Here is a 1830-nt window from a genome sequence, read left to right on the forward strand (position 1 = left end):
GCAGCCAGGTGATCTCAACAGTGGCACCGGGCTCCTGTGATCGTGCTGAGAGCCCGGCGCGCGCGTGTCAAGAGGCGTTCGGAGCAGGGTAGGTGTTCGGATCGACCGCGGGACGCCCGGTCCCGCGGTCGCGGTGCAGCCGCCCGCCGCGCAGCACGTGGACCGCGTCGGCCCGGCGCAGGCACGCCGGATCGTGGGTGATCAGCAGCACCGAGCGGCCCGCGGACGCGGTCACGAGGTCGTCGAGGACGGCGTCGCGGGTGTCGGGGTCCAGGTGCGCGGTGGGTTCGTCGAGCACCAGCAGGGCCGGGTCGATCAGCAGCGCCCTGGCCAGGGCGAGGCGTTGCCGCATGCCACCGGACAGGCGCATCCCGTGCGTGCCGACCTCGTGGTCGAGACCCAGGCCGGCGAGCCCGACCCGGTCGAGCACCGCGCGCAGCTCCGCGTCGGTGGCCTCCGGCCGGGCCAGGCGGACGTTCTCCCGGACGGTCGAGTCGAACACGTGCGGGTCCTGGGGCACGCCGCTGACCGCGGCCCGCACCGCGTACGGCGCGCGGGTCAGCAGGTCGGCGCCGCCCAGGGAGACCGAGCCGGACTCCGGGTCGAGGAACCGGAACAGCACCGCGGCCAGGGTGGACTTCCCGGAACCGCTGGCGCCGACGAGCGCGACGTGCGCTCCGGCCGGGACGTCGAGGTCGAGGCCGTCGAGGACGAGCGGGGTCCCGACGGGCTCGGTGCCCGGGGTGCCCCCGCTACCGGGGTGCCTGTCTCCGGCGTCCTCGTCGACGAGGCCTTCCGGGCGGTGCCGGACCCGCAGGCCGCGGATCCGCAGGTCGCCGCGGGCCGGGATCGGCCGGGGCCGGGACTCCTGCGCGTGTACCCGCACCGCCGGTTCGACGGCGAGGACACCACCGAGCCGGGTCAGGCCGGACCGGACCGTGCCCAGACGGGCCGCCGCACCCGGCAGCGGCGCGACGATCTCGAAGGCGGCCAGCGCCGTCAGCACCAGCACCGCGAGCGGGATCGGCCCCAGCGTGCCGCCGGCCACCGCACCCACGCCCAGCAGCATCGACCCGGCCAGGGTCAGCCCTGCGACCAGGGAGAACGCCCCGGCGCCCAGCCCCAGCAGCCGGGCGTCGCGGCGGGCGGTGCGGGTCAGCTCGGCATCGGCACGCCGGACGGCGTCGGCGGCGCGGCCCATCGCGCCGTAGGCGACGAGGTCCGGTGCGCCGTGCAGGACGTCGACCAGCGCGGTGGACAGCTCGGACCGGGCCGCGGCGCTCCGCTGCGCGGGACGGCGCCCGGCCGCGGCGGCGAGGGCCGGGACCGCGAGCCCGGCCAGCAGCAGCCCGGTCGCGAGCAGGACGCCGCCGGGCAGCAGCAACGCCGCGGAGAGCAGGACCGCCCCCGACCCGGCCACGGCGGCGGCCACCGGCGGGGCCAGGCCGCGGACGATCAGGTCCTGTACCGAGTCGGTGTCGCTGACCAGGCGGCTGACCAGGTCGCCGGAACGGAACCGGCGGACCGGTTCGGACGCGGCGAGGCGGGCGTAGACGCGGTCGCGGGCGTCGGCGAGGGCGCGCAGCGCGGCGTCGTGGGTGACCAGCCGCTCGCAGTACCGCGCCACTCCGCGCCCGACGCCGAGCGCGCGGGTCAGGACGACGGCGACGCTCAGCGCGGTGATCGGGGGATGGGTGGCCGCCGTCGCGATCAGCCACGCGGCGAGGCTGAGCAGGCCCGCGCCGCACGCGGTGGCGAGTGCCCCGAACAGGGCCCCGGCGAGGATCTGCCGGGCCCGTGGTCGGAGCACCGCTGTGACCAGCGCCCGCA

1 protein-coding gene is annotated in these 1830 nt (G+C 77.6%); it reads right to left on the reverse strand.

All coding sequences use genetic code 11. The features are described 5' to 3' along the window. Nucleotides 1–67: 67 nt before the first annotated feature. On the reverse strand, nt 68–1830 hold a 1763-nt coding region (locus tag I4I78_RS32200; RefSeq protein WP_218615282.1), incomplete at its 5' end, for an amino acid ABC transporter ATP-binding/permease protein.

Origin of the sequence: Pseudonocardia sp. KRD291 (assembly GCF_019263595.1) — a bacterium.
Taxonomy (GTDB): Bacteria; Actinomycetota; Actinomycetes; order Mycobacteriales; family Pseudonocardiaceae; genus Pseudonocardia.